This window comes from Aquimarina sp. AU58, assembly GCF_900312745.1.
Classification (GTDB): domain Bacteria; phylum Bacteroidota; class Bacteroidia; order Flavobacteriales; family Flavobacteriaceae; genus Aquimarina; species Aquimarina spinulae.
Genome location: NZ_OMPD01000014.1, coordinates 2,479,726 through 2,503,363, shown reverse-complemented (window position 1 = coordinate 2,503,363; position 23,638 = coordinate 2,479,726). Strand labels below are relative to the sequence as shown.

The window sequence follows — 23,638 nt, the reverse complement described above, 5'->3', positions numbered from 1 at the left end:
AGGCCTTAACAGAGAGTAACCCAGTTAAAAAAATGTACTTTATTTTGCTTTCCAGAGAAATCATTTTATGTAGCATTACCAAATCTCTAATTTTATGGATTCACAATCCATAGCATTCATATCCTTACTAGAAAAATATCTATTGGCAACAGCCTGTATTTCTTTTAGGTAATTCTCATCATATATTCCTGATTTCATATACTTCATTTTAATATTTTCTATCTCTTTATACATTTCCTTATTTTTTAATAGAAAAGAAAGCCCTATAATGGCTGTTTCTGCCATATAATCATATCCATTTCCATGAGAATTATATACTTTATCGCTACTCCTGCAAAACTTATAATAGTGTTGTAAAGACTCTTTAGTACAGATATATGCCAGATTTTCTAATCTATTTCTGAAGCTATTAAAATTCAGATTTTCTGAATACGAATTTTTTTTGACCATCTCTATATGATAAGGTTCAATAGTATAATGAGCCAAAGCTAGTTGAGCTTCATAATTATAATAATACGCTGTATCGGTTGCCAATGTTTTTAAATACGGTATAAAACGTTTATCTTTTAGATATCCCGCCAGTAGGGCAATATCTCTAGGAGTTTTTTGATTAATGATGAGTTTTTTGTATGCTTTTGATCTTTTATCAAGCATTTGCCCCCATACTTTGTCTATAGGAATACTATCCCGTTTGGCAATTCTTTTTGCTCTTTTGTAAAAACTGTTCCTTGAGTTTAATGTATCTAATTCATAGGCTAGTTTTATGGTTAGATGTGACTCAATTTCTTCTTCTGTCCAGGTATTTTTGAGTAATTCTAGTAGCCTTAATTTTGCTTCTTCAGTAAAAAAATTATATTGATAAGGCTTAGGAATTCTTATGTATTCATTTTTTTCATAAAAATCATAAAAGCGACTATTCTTCAAATTGTATTCTACAGCATTTTGTATCTTTTTTAAAGGTGGATTAGGATGGTTCACTAAAGAAAAAACATCTATCTGAGCCATAGAAGTGATACGTATCATCATACCAAATAGTAGAAATACCACTTTTTTTGTGAAAACAAAACGATATGCTTCTTCATCTGTACTGTTATTTATCATATCTAGAAGTGAAGTGTTATTATTTCGTTTTTTGTTAATCTCTTCTATTAATTTCCTCCATCTGATACGTAAAAAACATATTCCGAGTATCCTTAGAATCTTCGTATTCTTTTTGATAATCCATAAAATTATATTTTGCAGAATACTTTGGCATTCCCCTGTTTTTATTAATTATGATTTCCTTACAATTTTTTCGAAAACTTTCTGTATCAGAACAAAATATATGAGGTAGTCCTAATTGATGGCCCTGTTCATGTATGATATGCTTTACTGTAGATTCTTTTAACATTAAAGTGATATTCCTTTTTGATCTATTCTCTCCATCTATTCGACCAGTTTTGTCTACATGATTTGAATAATTAGACAAAAATAAAATTGAGTACTTTTGAGATCCCAACACAACTTTTCTATACCATCCATAAGCCTTGGCTATATATTCAATATTACTCTTCATTTCTTCTTTTATCTTTTTCTTTTTTTCTCTCTTATCAACCTTTAAGTATTCCTCTATTAATTTCTTAATCGAGATTGTTTCTTTTCCTTCAAAAATCCACTTTCTAAATAATTGATTATGCCCTTTTGTATTCAATGCCGAAAGTATTTTATCTTCAGACATATTTTTAATGTGTTTTTTCTCATCTGAGATAAAAACAACTTTTAATTTTTCTTTTTTCATTGGTTTACACACAATTTTGAGTTTACCAATAAGTTCTTCACTTTGATCATAGACATTTATATATTCATCTTCTTTCAAAATTCCTTTTACTGTAATATCGACTATAGAATTACTTGTAATCTCATGAATATTATCACCGTTTATTTTTATTTTTGAAGGTTTTGTCGATCTCAGCTCTATCTCAAAATCAGGATCTTTTTGGTTTACTCCAGACAGGTTGATCTTAAGGCTAACTGTCTGATCTTTTTTGACGCCCAGTACAGGAGCATGGTATTTCTTATTCCCTAAAGCATACTTTTTATGAAAAATTTCTTTTCCTATTTCTGTATAATCTCCTGCTCTTTGCAATATTTTTTTACTAGCATCATCAAACAAAAATTCTCCTTTAAAATCATCCTTATTCGTCGCTAGTTCGAAAGTAGCTATGGGTTTTTCATAAATTATTACTCTAAATTGAAATTCATTTTCTGGATTTTTTCTATCTCTAATTACTATTTTTGCCTTTCTCTTTAATTCTTTCCGATCAAAAGAAACTATTTTTCCTTCTCCTATTTCTTTTTTATCTATAAACCAAACCGGATCAGAGAAAGAAGCTGCACCTTCAATGGTATTTATAGAAAGTTGCATGGGTTCTCTTTGCCGTACTGAAAAAACTGTCTCATTAAATTTATATTTTTTAGCACTCTTTGGATCACCTTCTCCTGCACGAGAGAAACTTCTGTTCTTATTCGTACTATTTTTTACTTCTGTAACATAATAAGGGGTCTCTTTAATTTCTACTTCTTCTTCTATGAATGTATCGATAAGGTTTTCCTTTATTTCTTCGTCATAAACTCCATTAGCTATATCTTCTCTTATTTTTTTGATATTTTCTTTTATATCGGCTTTAAAGGTTTCCATCACTTCTCGTTGCTCATCGGTCAGGTCCATTTCATCAATCCACCCCTGGATCATCTCTTGAGCTAACCCTGTTTGCATGGCAAGATCTATTTCTTCTTTTACCATCACAATCAAGGCATTTAATTTATCTGATAATACTGAAGTTATTTCTTTGATCACTTCTATCTCATCCCCAATATCATCAACATTGCTCCAGGTTACATCGTAGGTAGTCTCTACCATTCCTTTGATTAACTCATAATCGGTATTAATAGCAATTCCTTTAAAAACTACGCCTACACTAATATCATTTAAATATGGAATTTTAATCCATCCCATCCCAGTAAAATTGCCTTTGCTACCAGATACCTCATGAACCAACACAGGAAAATCTCCTGCTGTAAACGTATCTCCTGATACTAAATCTGGTAAGGGGTTCTGGTTTTCGATTTTGATCTCTGGTGTGATCCCACAATTATAAGTGTTCTCCCCATCTTCTATCTGGGTTGTAAATTCATAAATCTGTGAATAGGTATATGGACCATTTTCCTGGCATTGCCCTCCTACTCTAAACTCATACGTAGTACCAGGGGTTAGTTTATAAATCGTCGTTTCTTCTTCTAAAATGGGTCTTTCACTACCAAACCATACCGCATTTTCTACATCTTTCTTACGATATTCTACAATATATTGCTTGTGTTGTACACCCTGCCAGGTAATTTTTTCCTGAACAGGGCTTACTCCTTTGGCCATTATAAATTGCGGATCTACACAATCACCTGCATAAGTAAAATGAAAAATCTCACTATACCCATCATTTTTAAAAACTGCACTTTTAGTAATCCCATCACTTACAATAGCTCGAACCCGCCATCCATACTTCTTATCGGGTAGTAGCATCGTCTCACCAGGACCATATAGTAAGGTCGTTGCATAGGTAGTGGTTTGATAAATAGGACGACTTGCTAAAAAAGCAGCCTGCGGATTCATACCGTTATCCCATAATTCTGATAAAACAAACTCATACTCTACATTGGTAGCGTTAAAATGACGAGGAGTCCACTGAAAAATGATATTTTGTGGGTTGCGAATCACTACCTGTTCGTCTCGTTTGGGGAGATTTAAAAAAGGAGGATCATTAAGTAACAGATATGCAGCAACACAACTTTTGCGAGAAAGTTGTTGGCCTGATTTTATATCGTATACTTCAAAACAGAAACGGTATAAACCTTCTGGCAAAGGGGTATCATATTGTTGTGGAGTAACCCCTCTTAGATTCTGAAGAGAAAAATAAGGACGTAAATCTAGATTGCTTAATCGTAATGATACTCCACCATCCAAAAAAATAGGAGGCGCTCCTAGTACCACATCACTACTTTGGATCGATAATCCTGCATTATTCTCTATAAATAATTTTAAACGAACCTGCCGATTAAACGTGTTAATATCGGTAAGGTGTAGGTTTACTATTAGTTTTTCTGTAGTAATCGCTTCATAGTCTGATAATCTAAAATTATAAGGGGGAATCAATTGGGGAGTAACTTCTACGGGTAATTGTTGTGAGTATACTATATTACATAGTAACACTCCTAAAAACAAGTGTAACAGATGATGGTCTCTAAAATTCATTATGAGCTTATTTTTCATTGAGCTTTATCACTATTCTTTTGTGTTAAGTACTATATTCCTTATTCATTGTTTTTTGTCATCCCAGTATACACAATGTTCTTTTTTCTCCTTGGTTTCAGAATCGCAACTAAATCGTACCTTGCTATACTCGACACCCGATTATTGTCTAGGATTCATTATTACTATTTTAGATATATCAACTCCTCTTAAAGTAATTTCTTCTACCAAATCTTTTAAAGAATCTATACTACAATCATAATGCTTTCCTTTTACATTTATGATTAACATCCCCCCTATATTATCATACTCAAATTGTCCTGCAGTTACCACATCTTTACTATGTAAAAAACTAGACTGATGTAAAATACCCTTTTCATATTTTCCTGCATAAATTTTACCATTTGCATCCATTACAAAAATGAGAGGTGCACTATACGATTCTGTATAACTAGACAACCTTCCTATTTCTTGATTATACAATTCTCCGTCTTTTACATGTATTTCATAGGGTTTTCGGGCTTTCTTATCCAATAACTTTAAATTAAGGTGATTAAAATCAGATTCTACCAGAGTGTTTGAATATTTGGTTATATACTTTTTTCCCGAAAACCACATTTCCTTACCTTCTATAGTTTTGTCTGATCCAAATATTCTTGCCAGTTTTTCCGTATTGTTCTCTTCGGCTATTTGTTCTGCCAGATTGATACAGATTTTGTTCTCTGATATGGATTCTTTACTCTCACGACGAAAGTTTTCTAACCTATCCATTACGGTTTGTTTTAACACATCATTTCCTTGTTTATTTTTTGTGAATTTCAAAGTAAGTTTTAGGTCTACACCTCCTTTTAAAAAATTCTCAAGATGTTTTTGATTAATCTCGACATCTGTATATCCTAGTTTTTTTGCCCACTGTCCTATTATCAAAGAAAAAGCAGCTTCTTTTGCAGATTCATTATGCTTTTTTAGGCGTTTTATAAATTCATTTGTGTTTTCTATAGTACTGGGCGTATAATTTTTATGCAACGTCGATATAATGTTAGTAACCTCTTCGGTTTTATTTAATCTAGCTAACCCATCTTTAAAAATTGAAAAATCAAGATCGTTACCTTTCATCCTTGATATGTCAAATTCAAAATTGCCTTCTTGATTATAGAAAGTAGCATATGACGATTCATAGTTTTGATCTAGATAATAACTAAGAAATCGTATATCATTATTTTGATCTAGTATGTCCACTTTTTTTCCATTAATGATTTTACGGATATAAACCTTACCATTTACATTTATAATACCTCCATCTGATTCCTCAAGTTGTTCTTTTAGTCTTTTTCTAAATTTATCCCATCCACCCGCTTTATCTATTTCTTTGGTAATTTCACTCGTACTTTTACCGCTTTCTAAATAATATTGTTGTACATCTATCAGAGAGTTATTTTCTCCTTGTCGGGCATTAATACTTTGCTCTTTAAGATCTGCTATTATTTTCCAGATGTATACAAGTCTAGGGTCTTCCTCTATATAACTACGAAGTGTACTGCTTTTGTTTAGATCATCATTCAATAAAATTCGATGATGTTTCCTGTATAACATCTCATTATAAAAACCCTCTTTGAACACTTGTTTTTGAAAAGAAAGTACTATTGTTTCTTCGTCTATTTTTTTTAGCAGCACCAAAGGGAATTCTCGAATGGGGTCCCATTTTCCGGTATTAGTTTTTTGTAGTGCTTCGTGTAAAGTGGACTGTTGGCCCAATGCCTGTTTAAACAGATCGTAATCCGGATCTGTTTTTTTAGACCATAAAAACTGTATTTTCTCTATAACCCCTTCATTACGTAACTCTTTATAGGCTTCTTCAAAAACACTTTGGTCTACTTTATGTTTACGCAGGTTTGCAGATATATTTTTAAAATCTGTAATCATGGTATTCTCTTCAAGATAACATACCATAAAAGGAGTATCAGGTGATCCTTGTGTATTCATAACAGCGTATGAAATACTTTTTTTATAGGTATTCCCAGATAAAATCCGTTTGTAAATTAATGAATTCCTACTTCCATGTTCTTCTACTATATATTCTTTTCCATTAATTATTTTTATTCTAGTTTGTTGTTTTTTCCATTGATCAAATCCACCTGCAATTTTTATTTGTTCTGCAATGTCTTCAGGAGTTATAGTTATTCCTGAATTTTTTTTCATGAATTCATCGATAAAAACCAACGTTTTTTTATCAAGACCTATTGCTTTATCAATTCCCGCTATTTCAGTAATTTTCCAGGATAAAGCCAAACTATAATTTTCAAGAATAATTTCGGCAAATTCATTTTCTCTCAAAAAGTCTATCTTAAAAGCTTCCATATATTCTTCTCTAATAATGTTAGCTACCTTCTGTAAAGGGCCAATAGTACTATTATCAAATTTTTCTGTTATAAACTCAATAATTTTATCATTCATTTTATGGATATCAAATGGTGATATTTTAACCTCAAAATTGCCTGTGTAAATCCCCATTTTTTTGGAAACTTCTAGAAAAAAGTATATTTGATTATATAAAGATTTATCGACCTTATTAAAATGTACTTTTTCAATAGGAATTACTAATTGCCCCAGTTGTTCTAGAGCCATTAAATGATCATGACCACTAATCACTAATAAAGTTTTATCTGGTAATTCAATAACATTTATAGTACCTTCTGATAAATCGTATCCATCTTTTAAAAAGATGTTTTTGAGTTCTTCAATATTATCTTTTCCTCCCTTTATAGGAACCTTGTATGCTGGTGTAAGGCTGGACAATAAGATAGGTTCTTTCCCTACATCTTTATATGGCCCCCAGACTCTTTTTACTTTTATATGAGATTCAAGAACATCTGATCTCAACCTTAACTCTGGAAAATCATACAGTAGTTTCCATGCATATGCTAATTTCACACGCTTATCCCGACCTGCAGCATCAAAGAGATCTTTTAGTTTTTTATTATGATTAATTTCATCTTTAAATTCTTTTATCAATATCTCATCCCAATCGCCATACAATTCATCCTCAAAATTTACTTTTTTCCATTTTTTCCATCCTCCTTCTTCACCTTTGATTTCCTTAACAATATTCTTAGAATTTTTATTAGGATAATGTTTTATATGTTTTTGAATAATTTTTAAATTATCAATATTGGTAAGGATGTTATCTGTACGTTCTTCTACCCGAAGTGCATAATATAAAATGGCATATAGATTAAAGCTATATTTTTCTTCAATTATAAAACTTTTAAACTCACTACTAATATCTTCATTCTCTAGCTTAGTATTTAAATCTGTAAACCAGCAATCAGAATTACTGTTGATATTACCCCAACTACAATGCATTGATAGGAGTATGAGTATTCCTTTTATTATGAGGTTAACCTTTTTTTTCATTTTATAAGTCAAATAAATCCTTAACACATCCTATTTTTTCTTCACAAACTCTACAATAATATGCTTCCTTATTCCACCTTTTACTTCTTGTGCTTCTTTTGGATTTACTTTTGCTTCAAACCCCAGTGCATCCGCCCACCTACCTGTATGAGTAGCATTGGCTGCATCATTTGGAGTCATTTTCTTATTTTTCAGGTTTTTTTTAAATAGATGAAAATTATCTTCTCGTATCATATCTTTATCCTCTATTTTCCAATTAGCTTCTATTATATTGATATCAGTACTTTTTTTAAACTCATTAAAAGCATCTGTAAAAATTCCATAACCTATTCCTTTACCTCTTAAGTATTCAGGAACAAATATATTGCCACTAAATGCCCCCTCATCAACTGAAAATGTAGTTGTAACTGAAGCAGAAAAATCACCATCTACATAATAAAATAATATATCGCCATCTAAAGATCTATATACTTCAGTATTTTCTTTTCCAAATTTTTTGAGTGTAAATCCTGCCGAATCAGTAAGCCATTTTTTCCATCCTTTTTCTTCAATACTTTTGGAGATTTCTAAAAGATCAATTGATAAATTTTCTTTTATATAGATATGAATCATTTCTAATTCTCCCTTTTTGTTTAATCTTATCTCCTGAGACAAACCAGCATCATAAGCCACTCTCCAGGGTTTCATAAGATTATATTCTCTTTTTATTTCCTCGCCTAATTTTGCATACACACTAATATCTGATTGCAATGCTGTTTTTTGAGTTTCGTTTAAAAAGTTTTTTTTCACTACTGCTACTATAGGTTGCTTAAGTTCTAGCATAGCCATTAACCTATAATAGCTACGCTCACTGGCAACCTGTAAATGGTCATTTATCCCTTCGATCACATAAATCGGTTCTCCTATATTAAAACCAAACAACTTTATAAAATCCTGCTGTTTTTTAATTTTATTAGGATTATCTAGAAACCCCTGAGTAGATATGTCATCAATACGCATTGGTTGTACGTCATCACTATATTTTCCTATTCGGGTAATCTTACTATGGGCATCTAAGATTTTACTATCCTTGCAGAATTCTGGATGATCTTTTAACATTAACCACGATTGAGCCAGTTTTTTTCGCTCTAAATCATTATCCGCTGTTCTAAATAAATCTCCTATATCAGGGTTCTTATCCACAAAATTCACGAATTTATCATTTACTTCTTTAGTCCAACCCTCAATATCTTTTGTAAACTTCCAAACAGGGTTTTCCAATTCTATACCCATATTCTTTCTGGCAATATCTATTAACTCATCAATAACATTATAATTGTTCGCCATATTTACTTCTATAAACTCTGGAGAAGAAACATTAAAAAATAGGATCGGATCTGCGATAACAACTGTTCCATTTTTGGCTATTAAAAATTGTAAATCTGTAATTACAAATTCTTTTTCATCTATTTTTTCTCGAATTGTTTGTAACTCCTCTATACTACTAGCATTAAGCGCATTAGATTCATTTAATTTAAGAACATGATCGCTAGACTCCTCATAACGTTTCATCACTATAGCAGGCTGACTATTATGTATTGTTTTTTGTAAGATTTCTACTGTGGGATATCCTTTCTCTGATAATATTTTTAGTGCTTCTATTTCTTTATTTAAAATAGCAATAGACGTTCCTTTTTTGAGAATCACAATAACCTTATCCTCTTCTCCTAGAATCGGAAATACTTCTTTATGTTCTCCATGTCCAATTCTATCAAGGAGTTTTACATCTTTATATGACTTCTCTCCTGATTTTAGTTTAGAAACCTTCCACAAAGATCCTGTAGTAGAATTACTTTCTAATGAGGCTACCCATGTCTCCCAACTACCTTTTTGATAAATATCATTTGAAATCCAATTCCATTTTTTATCGGGATTTTGTTCGCTATAATTTTGTAGAAAATCCAGATTGTCTTTGGTACATTCGATTTTTAAATCATGCAACACCTTCCACCCTTCAAGCACTTCGTTATCAACAAAATAACCAGGAAACTTTTCTATATCTTCCCTTAATGATTCCAGATATTCTGGTCTTACTGATTCTACAGCAGTTTTCACAAATTCTGGTTTAACAACAATTAAATCGGTAGATGAAGAATTCTTGATTTTATCAACAATACTAGGATCTATTTTCACAAATGGGTATTTATCTTTTACCCATTTACCTGTATAGGTTGCCAGTGCTGCTTGTTCTGGTGTTAAATTATCTGACAAGCCCTCTTGAAAATGATCAAAATTGTCAGAAAGTTTGCGATTAATAAACTTATCAGGGATTCGATCAATCGTATTGGTTCCTCCCAGCCTGTCAAAAGCATAGTGAAACATCCCTTTACCAATTCCTTGATTTTTTAATTTAAATTTATCTTCAATATTTACGAATTGAATAAGTCTTCCATTTCTTAGTTCGAAACTGGCTATTTCATGAATCTCATTTTCAAAATCTATTGAAAATGTAATTATATTTTTTGCAGAATCATCAATAATAATAGGGGTATTATTTTTTCCTAATTTTAGGATATTCTTATAATCGTCATCTGCTACTGCTGTTAGATTTTTTTTCCATGCATCATACCCTCCAGCTTCTTTGATTTCTGCAATAATTTCATCTGGTTTTTTGGGGTACGTATCTACATATTTTTCTATAAATTGTAATTCGTCAACATCCAGAAGCAGTGTATTGGTATGATTTTCTACAGGAGTAGATTCAAATCGAACTTGATAGGCAACCCAACTCGTTTCTTCGGCAATCATATAGTCCTGAAAACGATCCAAGGGTTTTCCCGAGGCTGTTTCTGTCTTTAATTTAGCAAATAGATCTTCAATCCAGCACTGAGCGGTACTTGTATAAACAGTTGTTATAAAAATGATACATGTTACTATATATTTTATCTTTTTGATCGAAAAAACCTTTACCTCTCTTTTTTTGTTCTGCATTCCATCCTTCGATTTTGATTCTTCTAAAGGTCCTGTACCTTCATTATCTTTAAATTGTTTTTTCCATACATCATATCCTCCTATATCGACAATCTCTCTTATAATCTGATTTGAGGTTTTACTGCTATATATGTTAGCATAATCATCAATAAAGTTGAGTTCATTAATATCCATAAGCACCTTATCATCGTTTCGTCTATTAGCAGGAGTGGTTTCCCATCTTATTTTATAGGCATTCCAACCATTTGTTCTGTTTTTTATGTAGGTCTGAAAAGAATAGAGGCGACTTTCTGGTTCGGCTTCTCTTTTTAATTTAGCCACTAAATCATTAGACCAGCATCGGGTATTGTTTTGACGCCTCAATACTGTAAAAAGTAACCTTGTAAAAATGTTCTTTATGATTTTACTCATTTTTTATATATCACTATTCTTATTATTTTATCTTAATTTTCTATGAAAAAAATATGGGTACCTGTTATACCGGTTCTCACATGACCTCTAATCACAAACTTCTCCTCCTTTTTTTATAAAGTCTATAAAAGAATGTAGTATTCTTATATTCTTACCTTCTTTTGGGACTTCATAAAGTTTGTAGCGTATCCATCCTTTTTTAAAATTTTCCTTCATTTCATCTGTTGGTAACTCACTATATATTTTATATACTTCATAATTCTCCAACTGTTTTATAAATTCTGTTTCAGTAACTCCACTATTAAAACCTATTGTATTTTCTTTTCGCAAAATGTTACCCCCGTCTTCTGTTTGTTTTACTATCGTTCCTCCTTCTATTATTCTTTTTTCTAGAAATCTCCCATTGTCTACATAACAAATCTGTCCCGCCTGATCATAAACACTAACATAATATTTGTTACTACCTTTCCTGATGAATGTAAATGTAATATCAACTCCCTTAAATTGAGATTTATCAAAAATAGTGTGAACCTGTTCTAAGTTTTTCAATAAAGGAATCACCCGAGTTTTTTTGTTTTGTATAGCCTTCTGAAATCCATCTAACCCTTTTATATCACTATAAACAAATCGGTCTTTTGATACCAGCATTATCTTAAGATATTTTGCCAATCTAATAGGAATCTTAACTTTATTCTCCTTCAGCATTTTCCATAAACGAACCAGTTTTATCTTTTCTGCATCATTTGCACCTGTAAATAGTTTTACAAGGTCTGGATTCCTGAGTGTCTTTTTTAACTCAATAATATCGATATCTCTCCATTTTTTGATATCTTCAAGAAAATCCAATGAGATATCATCGGTAGAGTTGCCTGTGACAATAGATTTCCAAGCGCCCCAGCCTCCATCTTTTTTGATTTCCTTGTAAATTTGTTCGGAGGTTTTTTCAGGAAGTTTCTGCATATAATCTTTCAAAAATTTCAATTCTCCATTTTTTCCTCTTCTGATCGCATGTACTACATTAAGTTTCTTAAATATTATCCATTGTTCGATCAAACCTTGATCTTTTTTTAGAACTTCTGCAAATACCTTGTCTACTTTCAAGTCGATTGTCAATTCTAATTTATACTTTTCATTATCGCCTACCAATGGTAACAATTCATCTATATAAGTATGTGTTTTCCAATTCGGAAAATAAGCATCCATATATGCTATGGCTTCATCCTTAATCTTGTCATATTCTAAAAAATTCACGGCTGACACCCCTGTGAATTCACCTGTATAATTACCTGTCAATTTTGATATCAAAATTGTTTTTACATCCTCTTTTGATGAAGTATTGAAATCATGTATTGCTACAGGTATTATTCTTTGCTTGAATTCTGTGGTGAGTACATGAAATATATGATGACTTTCATCATCTTTGACAAGTAATTTATCTTCAAATTTAATCACCCTCACAGGTTTACTAAGATCATATCCATTGGATATTGCTGCTTTTTTGATCTCATCCATTTTCTGAAGTCTATTGGTATTTGTTAATTCTCGCGGATTATAGGCTCTTACCAATTGAGTCACTTCTATAGGATGCACCCCTTTCATGTATTTTCCTTTTCTTTTTAATAGAACATAAGATTTCAAAAGCCCTTCTTTTTGGCATAACCCAGGGAATCTATTTAGCCTTTGCCAAGCATAAGCAATCTTTTTTTGCTCAGGCGGGTTCAATTCAAGTAAAAGGGTTTCTATATGTTGATTTTTGCTAATAAAATCTTTGAAGAACAGTTCTAGTGGAGTACCCCACCCTGCTATTTCACCTATAAACTTATTTAATTTGTTTTTTAATTGAGTTTTCACCCAAACATCCCATCCATCTTTTTTAATACTCTTTGCAATGTCATTTGGTAGTATTTTGGGATTATTTTTCTGATAGGTTTCTAATAGAGTATATGCTTCACTTTCGCCTTTTCGTATAGCAGGATCAACTTTTGCATTTTTTAAGATTCTCCAGAATTTTGCTATTTCATACCGTTGTAGATTATCTATATCACGTGTAAAAAACCACTCCTTTAATTTCTCTGATGCTTCGAGATCGGTTAAAAAATTATTTTTTTCTTTTCTTGTCCAGTTTTCTAAAGTATTCTCAAATTCTGCCCAGTCATAATCTCCTTTTTCAAAACCTATTCTGTCTCCTTTTTTCAGGATTTTATCATTCTTAGTTCCCAGTACTACTTCTCCATCTTCGAGTGTTATTTTATCATAAAATTTTCCTTTTTTTGAGTAACAAATCTGCCCATGTTTATAAAGAACATTAGTATGATATGTTCCTTCTATTTTTGTAAAGCTAAAAGTGATATCAACTCCTTTTAATTTTGTAAGATCAAAAAAAGTATTCGCTCTTTTTAATTCTACCAGTAAGTCTCTTGATATTTTTATATTTTTAAAAGCATGTTTATATCCATCCAATCCTTTTATACCATCATACACAAAACGATTTTTTGTATTCATCATCGTATTAAAATTACCTTCTGATGTAATTATTTTACGATAGGGTTTTAGCATCAACCAGATTTTTAGCACATCATTAGTATCATTGGCATTATTCTCTAATGCTTTATTGAATACTTTTCTTACTCTTTTATTCTCTTCTAAAAATGAATACAAATCCTTTTCATAGGTAGTATTCCAGTCAGGAGCCTTCTCTATACCTGTAATAAAATCGATCCAGGATTGTTCTCTAAAACCAAGTTCCTTTCCTGTTTGTACTATACTATAGTTTTCATAAACCCCTATTACATCATCCCCATTAAGTAGTTGTTTTTTACGGGATAACGATTCTCCTTTTTTCGAAAATTCACATACAATATCGTTTTTCCCGTCATGTATCCTAAAAACTATGCCTTTGTAACTATAAGAAGCTATATCTATTGATCCAAAAATTTTATCTGCATTTTTTAAACTTGAAAAGAAATCCTGTACATGTAATTTATTAGGTCTTAAGAATATTTCTTTAAGGGTTTCTTCTAGATTTATCCCTCCGTTTTCAAACTTAGTCTTTGCTCTGGTGATTAATGCAATATGATCTGCCGTTATATGATTTGGATGGTTGCTAAGCATTTTCCAGGATAGGGCAAGTTTTATCTTTTCTGCATCGTCGTCTGCATCTGCTAATAGTTTTGCAAGGTCTAGATCGCTGAGTGCTTCCGTGAAGCCTTTTGTGTCCTTATCCTCCCAGTTTTTGATCCCTATAAGAAAATCTAATGAGATATCATCAATAGAGTCACCATTAAATGTTGCTTTCCAGGCATCCCAACCGCCGGCGTTTTTAAGTTCTAATACAAACTCATCAATAGTATCATCACCTATGTTGGCTTTGATTAGTTTTAAGTTTTCGATATTGGTAACAAAAGCATCATCTCCCGCCATATCAATTCTATGAGCGGTTTTAAATACCTTTATATTTTCGCTAGAGGCATCTATAAAATCTTTAAACTTCTTGTTAGTATTATCTGATTCTAATAGTTCGCTCAACCTTTTTAATCCACAATCATTCTCTAAATAATCAACTCTTGTGTAAGAGGTAGCACTAGCTATACATATTGTAAAAAATACAAACAGTCCTAAAAAAATATGTTTTATGTTATGTTTTGTCATGTTTTTTTATGATCAGAAAGAAGGCTACCTCTTTTTAAGATAGATTTAATCTATTTATACATATTACAAATGTCTCCCTCTGGGAATTTTTCCCTAAACTCTTTCCATTCGTCAAAGAATCTTTTAACGTTAACAAAAGCTCCTTCATACTCTTCAAGATCTGTTTTAAATATCTCTTTTAGTTCTGGTGATAATTGGTTATACTGCTCGAGTAATTCTTTGTTAGAAGATTTTTTTAACATATCCACAAATTTTGCTTCTATAGCAGCGTCATCCATTTTTACCCAAGTATGCTCATTTCCCTCTTTTATATATTTATAGTTATAGTTATCAACCCATTGGTTTCCATAGGTTTTGGCAATATCTGAATCTGTATCTATAAATTTTATTTTGTCGACAGTATCACTACCTCCTAATCGAACTATAGCATCGGTATACATGGCTTTGCCTATATTTTGTATGCCTAGATCCGATTGGATGGTAATTGCCAGATTTTTGTCTAATCGATCAAATTGTATGGTTTCTGTAAATTTATCTCCTGCTTTTTTACCATAGATGATCTGATTCGCATCTTTTGAGGTGTGGATATACAGTTCTTCTCCTGCGATGTCTCTGGCTATATATTTTTTGCCATCAATAGTAATCCCGCTCAGGTTTTCTCTCCAGGCTTCAAAATTGCCAACATCTTTGATTTCTTTTTCTATAGTTCCCCACTTTCTTGGTTCGTTTATATTATCGCCCATTTCATCGAAACGTTTTTGTAAAAATGCCAACTCTCCATCCTGATTCAGACATGCTTTACGCTGGTTCAAAACGTCTAGTAAGTACCATCCGTTATAGAAAGATTTTGGGTTTGATTTTAACGTTTCGACCAAACTTTGTGAGGTATCCAAATCGTTTATAAATCGAGTAAGTCTAGCATCATCTCCTCCAAGAATACGTAATACACTTTTGTTCTTACAAATTTGAGCGTACTTGTCTTTAAGGGCTACCCAAACTTTTAGATATTCTTTTGCATTTTTCTTTTCTGCAGTAGTTTTAATTGTAGTAAATAATGCTGTAACATCTGGATTATCATTTTTAAATCTGAGGAATTCCTCTTGTAATGCTTCATCCCCCTTCCATGGTTTTCCTAATTCGTCAAAAAATGCTTTAAACTGTTTGTCTGTGATGAGAAGACCTCCATTGATCCATGTGTCATACCCTTGGTCTTGTATTGCTCTTTGCACCTGCCCTATGTCTAATCCATCTTTTTCCATTTTATGGATAATGGCGGTATACTCTTCATTGTTGTTGAGTCGTTCGTCTCCTTTTTTCAGGATTTTCCATAGCTGTGTTGCTCTGGTATCTGTTTCAAAAAACCTGACTAATTCATCTGCATTATCAAAATCTGTAAGGAGTTGGGTAAGATCTTCTCCTTTGACATCTAATATCGTTGGGTTTTTGATACATACATCGGGATAGTCATGATCTATAATCAATTTCTTCAAGGTATTGGCACGTTGTTTCTGAAGGTCTATCGCTACAGATCCTGAAAACATTTGGTTTACACTTTTATGATCTGCGATAAAATTTCCAATTTTTTCTCTTAACTCTTTATTTGTCCAATCTTCTCCTAACTGATCAAATAGCTGATCAAAACTGTTTCCTTCCTCCAGATAGAAATCTCCATTTTTAAATCCAATACTATTATTATTTTTCAGGATTGTATGATCTGCTGTTGTTATCAACTCTTCTCCGTCTTGTATCCCTCGTTTATAAGTAGGTAATCCTTCTTTATAATAACAGATCTGCCCTGTCTGATCGATAACATTAGGGTAATATGTATAATCTACTTCTGTAATACTAAACTCTACCTGAGTTCCTTTTAATTTTGAAGGGTCAAAAAGCTGATTTGCACGTTCAAGTCCTTTAAAAACTCCCGACTGCTCTAGTATATCTCTCTTTTTAAATGCTTTTTCAAATCCGGCGATTCCTTTTTCTCCATCATATATGAACCGTTCTTTGGTTTTTAGAATAGTATTAAAATTAACAGCAGATTTGACTGCTGTAGGGTTGCTCTTTAATACAATCCATATTTTTAATACGTCATTAAGCTCTTCAGTATTGCTTAAAGCTTTGTCAAATAAAACTTTAACCTTTTCGTTATCCTCTAAAAATGCCCTTAACTCATCTTCATAATTATTGTCCCAATCACGTGTTTCCTGCATGCTTGCAAAGAAATTTTTCCAGGATGGCTTCCTAAATCCAAGTTCATTAGTTTTATTTTTTACTATCTGATATCCATCATGAGCGCCAACTACTTCGAGTTCTTTATCATATAATTCTTTTTTACCTTTTGCTAATACCAACCCATTACTGATTTTACAAACGGGTTTTTTTGGATCATCTGAAGCGTCTAGTACTTTTATCATTTGTGGCATTGACACATCATAAAAAGCAATCCATTGACCATCTGCTCCTTTTATCTTTCCAAAAATCTGATCGGCCGTATTCAAACTTTTTAAAAATTCTGCGATCTCTAATTTTCCAACCTTTTTGATTGCTGCTTCGAGTGCTTCTCTTCCTTTTGTTGTCTTGGTTTTGACCTGATCAGTAGCTCTGGACAGGAGTGTGACATGATCTGGTGTCACTTGATCTGGGAATTTGCTTAACATCTTAAAGGATTCCGCTAGTTTTATCTTTTCTACATCCTCTGCCTCGGCAAATAGTTTTGCGATTGATGGATCATTCTTTAGGGTTTCTTTTAATCCTTCGGTATCAGCATCGTTCCAGTTTTTGACATCTGCAAGAAAATCGAATGAAAGATCGTCGGTGGAGTTTCCAGAACGACCTTTCCATCCTACAGTTCCTTCATCACTTTTCATGATATCAAAGATTCGCTCTCCTAATGGTTTTTCTTCTCCGGTATTCATTTTTACTCGTACCTGATACCCATCAGGAGTAGTTACGACTGCATCGGGAGCAAAGGTGTTGTCTATTTCTTTCCAGATTTCTTTTCCGATCAGGATAATTTTTTTGGCTGTAATATCGATTTGCATCAACAGGGTGTTTCCCCAGTATACGAGACCATCTTTGGTAACCCTATATCCTTTTTGAAGAAGAGTTATCAAGTTTGACCTAAAACTATTAGGTAATTGAGTCATATCAAGGATATCTTCCCCATCTATCTTTTCAAAAGCCTTCACAATAGCTTGTGTTTGATCTCTGAGTTTTTTGGCATCTTTACGAGCCTCTACTGCTGCTGATGCCAGATTATCGATTGCCATTTCTTGTGATGCCAGTAGCTCTCTTGCCTGTTTATAACGAGAGGCAAATTCATCGGGAGATTCTGCTTTCAACCCTCTTAGAGAGGGTAGCAACAGATCTCCATTATAAGTAATCTTGTGTCCTTTGAAGGATTTCATTCCTTCTACAGCCATTTTGAACCCGGCTGTACCTGATTTTGCAATAATCTTTCCTCCTTTTGTAGCGAGTGTAAATAACTCTGGCAATGCTGCCGGAATTTGCGAGAGTTCGTATAACAAAATAATAGTTTGTACTCCTTGTACAAAATCGGCTCCAAAAGCATTTTTCATTCCTTCTTCATCGATTTCTACCATCAGGTTAACGGATGCAAAAACAATTTCGACTCCTTCTCCCAATAAGGGTGCTAATGCTCCCCCTGTAGATGCAATAACCACTCCCCCAACAACTATAGCGGCTGTTTCTCCTATGATAGCGGCCAATTTTTCATTTTTGGCTCCATCTATAAGATTATCCATCCATGCCAGATACATAGCAGGCACCATAATAATGGTTCCTTTTTTATAAGATACCTGATCACTAATACTCGTATCATCCAAAAACTGAACGGTTACCCAACTCATAGGGTCTATTTTTTTGGCATCGATAATAGTTTTTTCATTTTGACCATATGCATCTTTGATCCTAAGGTTTACTGTCACATAAGCCGATTCGGTAGTAAAATCGATATTGGATTCGAGTTTGAAATAATTATAATTGTATGTTCCTCCTGTCGAGTTTCCGAGAAGATTGGTTTTGAGCATAGGCGCAAATTTATATTGCTCCATATCAATCACGGGAATACTACTGATATCTGGTGTATTAAGATAATCTATCTTATCCATAAGAAATTGATCTACATGCCTGGTATCAGGAATGGGGTTTACCATTTTTATGATATCAGATAATTGTTTTACAAAATTGGTGGCATACTCATTATCAGTATTCCATATCTCGGTAATTCCTGAATCGTGCAATACATTCCAAATACGACCAAAAAGTTGATTGTTATTGGCTTTTAATTCTTTTGATATAAGCCCTGCATCTGTTATACTCAGATTATCAAACAAGTGAGAAATTAATCCTTCGCTATCGCTGAAGAAAATACTTTCGCCTCTGTCTAGTGCATATTCTAGTATGTTTATACGATCTTGTACATCGCCAATACCATCATTTAATAATTTTGTGTAATTGGTGATAAACTGCCCTTCGAGTTCATTAGAATTAAGTAATTTTAGACAGCTTTTTAAGAGTTGATAGTTTTTTATTTCTACTTTCACATCTCTCAAATACGTCAAAAAATTATAAATAATTTCTTTTTCTTCTTTGGTTTTTTCATCTATGTTATTGAAAATATTGGCAACCAAATATTCGTGGCTATTATCTAATACAATATCATTATGTAATGCCCATTGTATCAAAGTCAGATATACCTGTTGATCTTTTTTTAGGCTAATGATTTTATCTAATCCTTTATAAAAATTTGTAGCATATGAATCACGAACATATCCAGAGGTTATTACTTTTTTTAAGATTTCCATGGTAAAATCTTGTCCAACCAAATAAAAATACATTTTTGCATCTTCGGGAACATGAGCGAAGATATCCAGTACAAAATGAGCTACACGTTCTTCTCTTTTCGGATCTATGTTTGATGTAAGTTTTTTACTCCCGAAAGCTGTTTCTAAGAGTTCTATAAATACTTCATGATTATCTCTTTTATTAAGAAATGGTCCCAGAGTATTTGCTAGTTCTTTTAAATATTCTTCGTTGTAAATGGTATCCCATGTTAAAAACCGTAGGATATTTCTTAGGTTTTTATATTCATCATTGGTAAGATACTTTTCAAAAGATTCATCATCTGATGGTATATTAAATGATGCTATTTGAGTAATTGCTTTGGCGATGGGGTTTTTGTCCCAATTGAATTCTTTTTCTGCTTCAAAAACTGTGTTTAATAAGTATGCCCGTTCTTTTTTAAGGTATTCTCCATCATTTTGATGTCCTATGTACAAAAGGGCACCCAGAAATGAGGTGTAATGTTTTTCATCAAAAGGATTGATAGACATATCATCCATTTCTGTAAGTAAAGTACGTAGCAGTTTATTATTATCATTTTTGAGATCGTCAAACAGTGCTGCATAATGGGTATTGGGGATGGTATGCAAATAATATAAAATGACCGCTTCGCCATCTTCTTTCATATCTCCCTTGGCAATAGTGTGTATGGCATTACTTATATAGGTATAGTCTATAGTACGCAATACATCAGAACACAGGTTTTCTGTTGCCTTGATGATTTGTTGAGCATCTTCTGTAGTTACTGATTTTATAAAAATTTCTTTCTGGCGAACTGCTTCGGCATTTTCTATACTTACACAAGAACTCTTACCTAATAGATCAACCAGCATGTCTTGTAGCAGTTTTGAATCTGGTAATGATACTCCCATCAAATAATTGTACCATCCATTAATACGTTTTAGGTTTTTATCCCCTACCGTACTTGATAGCATTTTTATTTGGTTATTTAGCTCTTTCTTATTTATAGGGTTTGTTTCAAAATAACTACCCTTATGATCATATTTTGAAACTGAATACCATTTGATTGCCCCACTTTGACCACTTATACCAGATTCCTTCTTTAACGCGAAATAGTATTTTGACAAAGCTACCACCCCGTTATCAGAAGCTTTCGCTATTGTTTTTTGTATTAGTGTTGTTAATGAAGCTCTTATTTCCTTATCAAAAAAATGAGTTAGTTTTTTAAGAACTTGTTGCAATGCTTCTTTCTCTGGTTCTTTTTCTTCTATAAGATCAGCATAATAAGATTTTACCGATTCTGTCTTTCCTTTAGGAGGAAAGTAAGGTACCAGGATTGCTGTCTTTTTATTTGAAACTCCATAATAAATCAAAGGTTTCCCTGCTTCTCTTAATTTTGTATTATATCCTTCCAGAGCTTCATTAAGTTCTTCTATATTATCTATAGGGGTATTCTCTATTCCGATATCAGTAAGATCAAACTGGTTTTCTACAAATGCATCACCATCTCCTGACATCGTTTTAGGATTAAATGTATCATCCCCTACCACATACACGTACCATTTTTTTCCTTGTTTCTGTGTTTCATTATAACCAATCAAATACTCTAATTGATTAGCGATTCCTGTTTGTACTTCTTCTAATGTTTTATACGTTACACCTTCCGTAAGCGGAATTTTATCTATAGCATAAGCTGTACTTTGAATACTTATCACTACTAGTATTGCCAAAAGGATTACCTTTTTTTGTATTTCTCTTAAAAACATAATGTTTTTTATTTCTTTAAAAATTGTACACTTTGGTATTTTGAAACCCTATTGTTTTCATAGTAAAAACCAAATATTGAACCTATAACATCTATCTTCATATGCCTACATTATCTCATATAAATACTTAGTTTAAGTATTTATATTTTTCTTCATCTATAACTGTTTGTAAAGCGTTCTTTGCTTCAACCGCTAGCTTATCAACGATATCAACATCAGAGTCACCATTATCCTGATATTGTTTAAGTAGATTAAGAAGGTTTATCTTGTCTTTTATTTTATTTACAAAACTTAGCAGTAAGTCTTTATTTTCTGATAAAACTTTTGAAAGGAAATATAAATGGTATTTTTCCTGAACTCCGAATTCTTCTTTCTTTTCATCTACAATTTGGTCTATCACTATTTCTCCCTCGAATTCGAACTCAAAATCTAAACTTGCAGTCTCTGTATCTGCCGCTGTTATTTCCTGAGGAAAAATCACGTTATAAGCGGCAACTAAACCTTCTTCTTGTGATTTGTTCTGGTTATAATATTTTCCTATGGCATTTACAATTAAATCTTCTACCTCTTTTTGAGTTTCATCAAGAATCTCTGCCAGCTCCTCATTCAATTCTTTGATTTGTTCTTTTATTTCTTCTTTTTCTTTCTCTGTTGTTGCATTGGCCAAATCTTCTTCTAAGTCTTTAATTTCTTTAATTTTATCTGTAACTTCTTTAATTTTATCGTTGGGTAAATCATCTTTTAATTTATCAACCAGTGCATCAAGGTCTTTACCTGTAAGTTTTCCATCTTTTATTTTATCAATCAAGGCATTCAGTTTATCTGATAATACTGAAGTTATTTCTTTGATCATTTCTATCTCATCTCCAATATCGTCAACATTGCTCCAGGTTACATCGTAGGTAGTCTCTACCATTCCTTTGATTAACTCATAATCAGTATTAATAGAAATTCCTTTAAAAACTACACCTACACTGATATCATTTAAATATGGGATTTTGATCCAACCCATCCCCGTAAAATTGCCTTTACTGCCAGATACCTCATGAACCAGTACAGGAAAATCTCCTGCCGTAAACGTATCTCCTGATGCTAACCCTGGTAATAAGTCCTGATTTTCGATTTTGATCTCTGGTGTGATCCCGCAATTATAAGTACTCTCCCCATCTTCTATCTGGGTTGTAAATTCGTAAACCTGTGAATAGATATAAGGACCATTTTCCAGACATTGCCCTCCTACTCTAAACTCATAAGTAGTACCAGGGGTTAGTTTATAAATCGTGGTTTCTTCTTCTAAGATGGGTCTCTCACTACCAAACCATACCGCATTTTCTACATCTTTCTTACGATATTCTACTATATATTGCTTGTGTTGTACACCTTGCCAGGTAATTTTTTCCTGAACAGGGCTTACTCCTTTGGCCATTATAAATTGAGGGTCTACACAATCCCCAGCATAAGTAAAATGAAAAATCTCACTATACCCATCATTTTTAAAAACTGCACTTTTAGTAATCCCATCACTTACAATAGCTCGAACCCGCCATCCATATTTCTTATCGGGTAGTAGCATCGTCTCACCAGGGCCATATAGTAAAGTTGTTGCATAGGTAGTGGTTTGGTAAATAGGGCGACTTGCTAAAAAAGCAGCCTGAGGATTCATACCATTATCCCATAATTCTGCTAGTATAAACTCATACTCTACATTAGTAGCGTTAAGATGACGAGGAGTCCACTGAAAAATGATATTTTGTGGATCCCGAATCACTACTTGTTCGTCTCGTTTGGGGAGATTTAAAAAAGGTGGATCATTAAGTAACAGATATGCTGCAACACAGCTCTTGCGAGAAAGCTGTTGCCCTGATTTTATATCATACACTTCAAAACAGAAACGGTATAAACCTTCTGGCAAAGGGGTATTATATTGTTGCGGAGTAATTCCTCTTAGATTTTGAAGGGAAAAATAGGGACGTAAATCAAGGTTACTTAATCGTAAAGATACTCCTCCATCCAAAAAAATAGGAGGTGCTCCTAGTACCACATCACTACTTTGGATCGATAATCCCGCATTATTTTCTATGTGTAATTTTAAACGAACCTGCCGATTAAATGTGTTAATATCGGTAAGGTATAAGTTAACTATTAGCTTTTCTGTAGGGGTTGTTTCGTATTCTGATAACCTAAGACTATAAGGAGGAATCAATTGAGATGTAACCTGCACAGGTTTTTGTTGTGAAACTGCACTCCATGACACTACAAGAAATACTAGTAAATACCCAAATTCATTGCTCATTTTTAATATTATTTTTTTCATAAACTTTTG

Annotated in this window: 7 protein-coding genes; all 7 read right to left on the bottom strand. The window is 32.7% G+C overall.

All coding sequences use genetic code 11. The features are described 5' to 3' along the window. Positions 1–75: 75 nt before the first annotated feature. The gene (locus DK441_RS22100; protein WP_109852770.1) at positions 76–1,101 is read right to left on the bottom strand and encodes a hypothetical protein; all 1,026 of its coding nucleotides are present in this window, start codon (positions 1,099–1,101) and stop codon (positions 76–78) included. A 34-nt stretch (positions 1,102–1,135) separates the two neighbouring features. After that, positions 1,136–4,285, bottom strand: a complete 3,150-nt coding sequence (locus DK441_RS22095; RefSeq protein WP_160112230.1) for a hypothetical protein — start codon at positions 4,283–4,285, stop codon at positions 1,136–1,138. A 159-nt stretch (positions 4,286–4,444) separates the two neighbouring features. Further along, positions 4,445–7,696 (bottom strand): hypothetical protein, encoded by a 3,252-nt coding sequence (locus DK441_RS22090; protein ID WP_109852768.1) that lies wholly within the window; start codon positions 7,694–7,696, stop codon positions 4,445–4,447. A 30-nt stretch (positions 7,697–7,726) separates the two neighbouring features. Further along, positions 7,727–11,077 (bottom strand): hypothetical protein, encoded by a 3,351-nt coding sequence (locus DK441_RS22085; protein WP_160112229.1) that lies wholly within the window; start codon positions 11,075–11,077, stop codon positions 7,727–7,729. Positions 11,078–11,164: 87 nt separating this feature from the next. Continuing rightward, positions 11,165–14,725, bottom strand: coding sequence for a hypothetical protein (locus DK441_RS22080; RefSeq protein ID WP_109852766.1), 3,561 nt, complete (start codon positions 14,723–14,725; stop codon positions 11,165–11,167). A 50-nt stretch (positions 14,726–14,775) separates the two neighbouring features. Then, positions 14,776–21,315: a hypothetical protein gene (locus tag DK441_RS22075; RefSeq protein ID WP_109852765.1), complete on the bottom strand. Its 6,540-nt coding sequence runs from the start codon at positions 21,313–21,315 to the stop codon at positions 14,776–14,778. A gap of 127 nt (positions 21,316–21,442) precedes the next feature. Then, a complete protein-coding gene (locus tag DK441_RS22070) occupies positions 21,443–23,629 on the bottom strand; it encodes a fibronectin type III domain-containing protein (protein WP_109852764.1) in 2,187 nt (728 codons plus the stop codon). Between the last annotated feature and the right edge of the window lie 9 nt (positions 23,630–23,638).